Origin of the sequence: Peptoniphilus indolicus ATCC 29427, from assembly GCF_000227315.1 — a bacterium.
GTDB lineage: Bacteria > Bacillota > Clostridia > Tissierellales > Peptoniphilaceae > Peptoniphilus > Peptoniphilus indolicus.
The window spans coordinates 119,239-127,007 of record NZ_JH165061.1; the positions used below are offsets into that span (position 1 = coordinate 119,239).

The window sequence follows — 7,769 nt, forward strand, 5'->3', positions numbered from 1 at the left end:
ATTAAAAAATAAAATCTGCACACACCTTCGTATGCACAGATTTATTAGCTATATTATATTGTCATAAGTTTAATCTTCAAAAAGTGGTTCTCCAAGGTCAAAGAAAGATAAAGTCCCTCTCGCCACTAACTTACCACTATCATCTTTTATTTCAACATCAATAACTTTTACAGTTTTACCATTTTTAAAAGTTTTGATTCTCCAATCAACTTCTTGCCCTTCATAGCCGGAGCTAAGAAATTGATATTTGCATTTAACGTACTCGCTTTATTCCCAAAAGAGTTTGCACAAGAGCCGGCAGTTACATCTGCCAAGCTAAATATCAACCCACCATGAGCTGCTCCCATAGGATTGATATGCCCATCCCCTATCTCGACTTCCGTCTTTGCATATCCTTCTCTTATTTCAACCACATTAATCCCCAAGTGATTTATATATCCACTTGCGTTTCTTTCATCAATCATCCTCTTATAATCCATACTACACCTCCAATTTGTGAATAGACCCTCTTGATACAATCACATTTCTTCCCGTAATCTGGTAAATCAAATCTGAAATATATGGCTCATGTCCAACTATTATATAATCCATATCTTTAGATAACTCTCTCACAAAGTCTTCATACCTTGAATCATATAAATCATCAATCGTTTCAAAGTCACATTTTAAAATATCACTTAAAATTTCTGCAGTCTGCATTGTTCTAACTGCGGGGGAAACATAAATCTTGTAGTCTTTGGAATCAAAGTCTTCTGCAAACCCCAAGAAAGCCGCCTTTAGCTTTATCTTTCCCTCTATAGTCAATTCTCTTACAAAATCGGATGTGCTGTATGCTTCAGCTATGCCATGTCTTATTAAATAAATCATCTTTTTAAATTGTAGAATCCTTTTAATCCCGCATATTTTGCTGTTTGCCCTAATTGGTCTTCAATTCTCAAAAGTTGGTTATATTTAGCCACTCTCTCACTTCTTGCAGGAGCTCCTGTCTTTATAAATCCTGCATTAGTTGCAACAGCTAAGTCTGCAATTGTAGAATCTTCAGTTTCTCCACTTCTATGTGAAATTAAACAAGTCATGTTGTGAGTTTTAGCAAGTTCAATTGCATCTAAAGTTTCTGTCAAACTTCCAATTTGGTTGAATTTGATTAGAATTGAATTTGCAATTCCCTCTTCGATTCCCTTTTGTAATTTCTTTGTATTAGTTACAAATAAGTCATCTCCAACTAATTGAACTTTATTGCCTATCTCATCTGTCATAATTTTCCAACCAGCCCAGTCATCCTCGCCAAGTCCATCTTCTATTGAATAGATTGGATAGTTTTCAACTAAGTCAGCATAGTAATCTATCATTTCTTCTGATGAAAGAACTTTTCCTTCACCCTTTAAATTATATTTTCCATCTTCATACATTTCTGAAGCTGCAACATCAAGAGCTAATACAATATCTTCTCCTGCTTTATATCCTGATTTTTCAATAGCTTCTACTATTACATCAAGAGCTTCTCTGTTACTTTCAAGATTTGGTGCAAATCCACCTTCATCACCAACTCCTGTTGAAAGATTTCTTTCACGAAGAACTCCTTTTAAGTTGTGATAAACTGTTGCCCCCATTTCAAGAGCTTCTTTAAAGCTATGAGCCCCAACTGGCATAATCATAAACTCTTGAATATCTACATTGTTGTCTGCATGTTCTCCACCGTTTAAAATATTCATCATTGGCACAGGTAATGTCTTTGCATTAACTCCTCCAAGATATTGATATAGCGGTAAATTCAATTCATCAGCAGCAGCTCTTGCAACAGCTAATGAAACACCTAAAATAGCATTTGCTCCAAGTTTACCTTTATTTTCAGTTCCATCTTGTCTTATTAAATAAGAATCTATTGCAAGTTGGTCAAAACAATCAAAGAAAGTTAAATCTTCTGTAAGTTGAGTGTTGATATTATCTACAGCTTTTTGAACTCCCTTACCAAGATATCTTGAACCGCCATCTCTCAATTCAACAGCTTCATAAGCTCCTGTTGAAGCTCCACTTGGAACTATAGCCCTTCCAAGACCGCCTTTTACAGTTCTAACTTCCACTTCAACAGTTGGATTTCCTCTTGAATCCAATACTTCTCTTGCATATACATTTGAAATTAAACTCATATATTTTCCTCCAATAAACTCTTTCCCGTCATTTCAATAGGCTGTTCAATATTCATTATTTCCAACACTGTCGGCGCTAAATCTGCAAGTGCTCCGCTGTGTAATTTTCTGTCAACTCCAACAAGATACATCGGCACTACATTTGTTGTATGTGATGTAACCGGTTTTCCATTGTCATCTAGCATTACTTCGCAATTTCCATGGTCCGCAGTTATTATTGCCGCTCCGCCTAATATTTTAAGTTGCTCAATTATTTTTCCAAGACATTCATCCACTGTTTCTACAGCTTTTATTGCAGCAGGAATTGAACCTGTGTGCCCAACCATATCAGTATTGGCAAAATTTAACATTATAAAATCATAATCCCCCATTACAGGAATTAACTTTTCAGTTACTTCATATGCACTCATCTCCGGTTTCAAATCGTAAGTTGCCACTTTTGGTGATTGGACTAAAATTCTATCTTCATTTTCAAAAGGCACTTCTCTTCCACCATTTAAGAAAAATGTCACGTGTGCATATTTTTCTGTTTCAGCAATTCTGAGCTGACTCTTTCCATTTTTTGCAAGCACTTCTCCAAGTGTATTACTTGGTATAAATTCGCCATATGCAACAGTTACATTAGTAAGTGTAGAATCATATTGTGTCATGCTCACTACGTTTAATCGAACGTATTTAGCGCGGAGTGCATCACTAAAATCATCATCACTTAAAAGTCTGACGATTTGCCTTGCTCTGTCCGGTCTGAAATTGAAGAAAATAACAGAATCTCCATCCTCAAGCGTTATGTCTTTTACCTTTCCAGGTTCTACAAATTCATCATATATTTCTCTATGGTAATTCGAATCTATAAGAGCATCAACTGATGAATAAGCTTCCCCTTCTCCTATGGTCAAGAGATTGTAATACTTCATGGTCCTTTCCCATCTTCTATCTCTATCCATAGCCCAGTATCTTCCACTGACAGTTGCAATTTCTCCAACACCTATTATATCAAGTTCTCTTTGAAGTTCTCTTAAGTCTTCTCTACCTGAATCAGGCGCCACATCACGGCCATCTAGAATAGCATGCACATAAACTTTTTCTACTCCTTCAAGTTTAGCAAGTTTTAACAATGCCTTTAAGTGTTCCATATGTGAGTGAACTCCCCCATGAGATACCAATCCCATCAAGTGTAGAGCTTTTCCATTCTTTTTGACTGACTCCATCTCTCCAACTAACACCTTATTGTGGAAAAATTCTCCGTCAGATATTTCTTTATTAATTCTTGATAAATCTTGAAATATTACACGTCCAGCGCCTATATTCAAGTGTCCTACTTCTGAATTGCCCATCTGCCCATCAGGCAAACCAACATATTCTCCAGAAGCTTGTAGTGTGGTACTTGGAACACTTTTCTTTAGTTCATCAATTACAGGTGTATTTGCAAGATATGCAGCATTTCCGTCATATTCTTTGCCGACGCCAAACCCGTCCAAGACTATCAGCATCATAGGTTTCATATTATTCTCCAAAATTTACTAATTTTTCAAAATCATCTGCTTTTAAAGATGCTCCTCCAACAAGAGCTCCATCTATATTTTCTCTTCCCATTAATTCAGCTACATTATTTGGCTTAACTGAACCTCCGTATAGAATTCTTGTCTTTTCAGAAACTTCTTTGCCATAAAGTCCCTCAATAGTTTCTCTTATAAATTTAGCCATTTCTTCTGCATCTTCAGGACTGCAAACATCTCCTGTCCCAATTGCCCAAGTAGGCTCATAAGCTATTATTATGCTTCCATCGTTTTCAACTTCATTAAGTCCATTTACAATTTGAGCTTTGACAACATCAAACGCACGATTTTCATCACGCTCTTCTTTAGATTCCCCAACACAAAGTATAGGAACAATATTTGCTTCCAACGCTCTCTTTATTTTTTTATTTAATAATTCATCGCTTTCTTGTTGGTAAGTTCTCCTCTCAGAGTGTCCTATTAGTACGTGAGTTACATTTAAATCAGTTAGCATTTCAGCTGAAATCTCACCTGTGTACGCCCCTTCATTTTGTTCACTTAAATTTTGAGCTCCCAACATTATATGTGTTTCATTTAACACCTCATAAGCCTTTGGTATTGACGTAAATGGCGGAATTACCAATACATCAACATCTATAGCAAGTGGCTTTTCTATAAACTCCACTAGCATATCTTGAGCTCGACTTGCATTTAAATTCATTTTCCAATTTCCGGCTATAAGTTTTTTTCTCATATTATGCCTCCTCAATTATATCTATTCCAGGTAAAACTTTACCCTCTAACATTTCAAGGCTTGCTCCACCACCAGTTGAAACGTGTGAAATCTTATCCTCAACACCGCTCTTTTCAACAGCAGCTCCCGAATCTCCGCCGCCAACAATAGTTATGGCGTCTTTAAGATTTGCCAAAGCTTCTGCTACTGAGAAAGTACCTTTAGCAAATTCATCTATTTCAAAAACTCCACAAGGTCCATTCCAGATTACAGTTGCCGCACCATTTAATGCATCTTCTATCCTCTTAACCGACTCCGGTCCTATATCAAATGCGGCTTTATCACTTGGAATTTCATTAGCAGCTACAACTTCAGTTGGAACTCCCGATTTCAATTCTTCTGCTATTACAAAGTCGACCGGCAGTATCATATCTACTCCATTTTCCTTTGCTCTTGAAATAAGTTCTTTGGCAAGCTCAAGCTTATCATCTTCAACAAGAGACTTCCCAACTTCACATCCCATGGCTTTTACAAACGTATTTGCCATTGCACCTACTATTATAATCTTATCTACTATTCCAAGTAAATTGTCTATTACCCCAATTTTGTCTGAAACCTTTGCTCCTCCTAAAATTGCAACAAAAGGTCTCTTTGGATTTTCAATTGCATTTTTAATATATTTTACCTCTTTTTCAACTAAATATCCCATAGCTGATGGTAAATTTTGTGCTATTCCTACATTTGAAGCATGTGCTCTGTGTGCTGTGCCAAATGCATCATTTATATATACATCTCCAAGACTTGATAGTTTTCTTGCAAACTCAGGGTCATTTTTTTCTTCCCCTGCTACAAATCTTGTATTTTCAAGCAATGCTATTTCTCCGGCTTTTAGTTCTCTAACCTCTTCCAAAACTCTATCTGAAACAACTTCTTCATCTGGGATGAATTTAACTTTTTTACCAATTAGGTTTTCTAAAACTCCCACAACCGGTTTTAAAGAAAACTCTTCAGAGTATTTTCCTTTAGGTCTTCCAAGATGAGATAGTAAAACTACTGATGCTCCTGCCGCTAAAACTGTATTTATAGTTTCAAGACTTGCCCTTACTCTGGCATCATTAGTAACTTTTCCATCTTTTAGTGGCACATTGTAGTCAACTCTTATTACCGCTCTCTTTCCTTTTAAATCTAAATCTTTTATAGTCTTTTTCATTTTTCCTCCATAAGAAAAAGCGAAAGCAAAAAGCTTCCGCTAATTTATCTCAACTTAAAGTCCTTTGCTAACTTTATCTGTTAAATCAACAACTCTTTGTGAATAGCCCCATTCATTGTCGTACCAAGAAACTAATTTCACAAGTCTGTCTTTTACAATTGTAAGTTGTGAATCAAAGATTGAAGAATGAGGATCTCCAACTATATCAGAAGATACTATATCTTCTTCAGTGTATGCTAAAACTCCTTTTAATTCATTTTCAGAAGCCTTTTTAATAGCTGCATTGATTTCTTCAACAGTAGCTTCTTTAGAAATTTCAAAAGTAACATCAACTACAGAACCAGTTGGAACAGGAACTCTCATTGCCATACCAGTTAAAATTCCTTCAACTTCAGGAATTACCTTTGCAACCGCTTGAGCTGCTCCAGTTGTTGTAGGAATTATATTTTCAGCTCCTGCTCTTGCACGTCTCATATCTTTATGAAGAGCATCATGAATTTTTTGGTCATTAGTATACGCATGAACAGTTGTCATGATTCCTCTTTCGATACCAAAGTTTTCAAGAATAACTTTTGTTACAGGAGCTAAACAGTTAGTTGTACAAGAAGCATTTGAAATTACATCATGAACAGCACTGTCATATTCTGAATCGTTAACTCCCATTACTATTGTCTTGACATCTCCCTTTGCAGGAGCAGAAATAATAACCTTTTTAGCACCAGCTTCGATGTGTCCGTGAGCTTTTGCATATTCAGTAAATGCACCAGTTGATTCAATTACTATATCAACCCCTAATTCTCCCCAGTTCATTTCACTTGGTAACTTTCCATCGATAACTGTAACCTTATTTCCATTTACTAAAAATCCATCTTCTACAACTTCAACTTCGCCAGGGAATTTTCTATATACTGAATCATATTTAAATAAATGAGCGTGTTCTTTTATCTTTTCACTCGCCTTTAAATCAGCTATGTGAGTAATATTAAAACTCTTTTCATCTCTAAGAGCCCAACCTCTTAAAACATCTCTACCTATTCTTCCAAATCCCATAATAGCTACATTAACTGCCATAATTTACCTCCTTAATAATCTCGTGCGCTGCACTTTCATCTATAACTAAAACCATATCAGGTCTAAGAGTTGAAATACTTATAATAGCTTGTGCTTTTTCAACCCCACCTGCAACACCTATAATCTTAGGTATGCTTAAAAACTTATCCAAACTTATGCCGACACTCTCTTGAGAATAAACTCTATCTCCCTTTAAATTAAAATAATTTCCAAATGCTTCAGACACAGCTCCACAGTTTAAAACTTTCGAACTTTTCTCTTCATTTATACCCCTTCTTGCCAACATAACATCAGCTCTACCTATACCAAACAGCAAAACATCTAAACTCTTTAACATCTCATAAGCTTCTCTCATTTCACTATCGCTTAAGAAAATTTCCATAGCCTGCTTCGAAACAGTCTCCGGTATAGGCAAAAGTTGTAACTTCGCATTTAATTTATTTGCAATTCTGGATGCAATTGTGTTAGCTTGAAATCTAGCTTGGCTACCAACAGAACCCCTGGCCGGAATCACTGTCACATCAAATTTTTCATCTCTCGATACGATAGACTCCGAAACACTATAGATAGTCTCGCCACCAGTCACACCTATCAATTCCCCTTTAGAGATGTGATCTTCAAATACAATTGCCGCCTGAGCGCCTAAGTTCTTCACCGTCTCAGCATGAGTGCCACTTTCAACAATGAACACACTCTTAACACCCAAACACTTTTCAACTTCAATGCTTAGAGAACGTAAACTGTTCATCTCACGATAAACAGAACTCAATTCACTTATGAACTTACTTCCCTTCTCCAATATCTCTATACCGAAAGAAGAAACAGCAATAAAATCTTGAGCTTTAAGCTTTTCAATTTCATCTCTAACAACTCTCTCAGAGATGTCCATACCTTGTGCAATTGTCCTTCTGCCCACTCTTCCATTTATGCTTATATATTTAAGTAATTCATATCTTTTTATAAACAAATCATGAAGTTCAGGCACAAACTCTATTAAAAATTCTAAATTCATATTCGCACCTTTTGTCCCGCTTGTCATTTTTTGTTCCCACTAAGAGTATATCACATACACTCCTTCAGTCAATAGTTTATAAATAATATATTGAAATTAA

The 7,769-nt window shown here is 36.0% G+C and carries 8 protein-coding genes; all 8 read right to left on the reverse strand.

Annotated features, from left to right (window positions below; genetic code table 11):
- Positions 1 to 167 precede the first annotated feature (167 nt).
- The 8 genes from HMPREF9129_RS00535 to HMPREF9129_RS00570 are packed head-to-tail and all read right to left on the reverse strand — an operon-like array spanning position 168 to position 7,696.
- Entirely contained in the window at positions 168 to 479 is a 312-nt protein-coding gene (locus HMPREF9129_RS00535; RefSeq protein ID WP_004819196.1) for a PaaI family thioesterase, read from the reverse strand.
- 1 nt (position 480) lies between these two features.
- The gene (locus HMPREF9129_RS00540) at positions 481 to 867 is read right to left on the reverse strand and encodes a SixA phosphatase family protein (RefSeq protein WP_004819198.1); all 387 of its coding nucleotides are present in this window, start codon (positions 865 to 867) and stop codon (positions 481 to 483) included.
- The gene (gene eno / locus HMPREF9129_RS00545; protein WP_004819200.1) at positions 864 to 2,147 is read right to left on the reverse strand and encodes a phosphopyruvate hydratase; all 1,284 of its coding nucleotides are present in this window, start codon (positions 2,145 to 2,147) and stop codon (positions 864 to 866) included. The genes HMPREF9129_RS00540 and eno overlap by 4 nt, the downstream gene beginning before the upstream one ends.
- Entirely contained in the window at positions 2,144 to 3,649 is a 1,506-nt protein-coding gene (gene gpmI, locus HMPREF9129_RS00550) for a 2,3-bisphosphoglycerate-independent phosphoglycerate mutase (protein ID WP_004819202.1), read from the reverse strand. The genes eno and gpmI overlap by 4 nt, the downstream gene beginning before the upstream one ends.
- Before the next feature lies 1 nt (position 3,650).
- Positions 3,651 to 4,397 carry a triose-phosphate isomerase gene (gene tpiA, locus HMPREF9129_RS00555; protein ID WP_004819204.1) on the reverse strand — a complete coding sequence of 249 codons (747 nt, stop codon included), beginning with the start codon at positions 4,395 to 4,397 and terminating at the stop codon, positions 3,651 to 3,653.
- A gap of 1 nt (position 4,398) precedes the next feature.
- Complete coding sequence (locus HMPREF9129_RS00560) at positions 4,399 to 5,586, reverse strand: phosphoglycerate kinase (RefSeq protein ID WP_004819207.1); 1,188 nt, start codon at positions 5,584 to 5,586, stop codon at positions 4,399 to 4,401.
- A gap of 54 nt (positions 5,587 to 5,640) precedes the next feature.
- Entirely contained in the window at positions 5,641 to 6,657 is a 1,017-nt protein-coding gene (gene gap / locus HMPREF9129_RS00565; protein WP_004819210.1) for a type I glyceraldehyde-3-phosphate dehydrogenase, read from the reverse strand.
- On the reverse strand, positions 6,647 to 7,696 hold the full coding sequence (locus tag HMPREF9129_RS00570) for a sugar-binding transcriptional regulator (protein ID WP_004819212.1): 1,050 nt from the start codon (positions 7,694 to 7,696) through the stop codon (positions 6,647 to 6,649). The genes gap and HMPREF9129_RS00570 overlap by 11 nt, the downstream gene beginning before the upstream one ends.
- Positions 7,697 to 7,769: the final 73 nt, after the last annotated feature.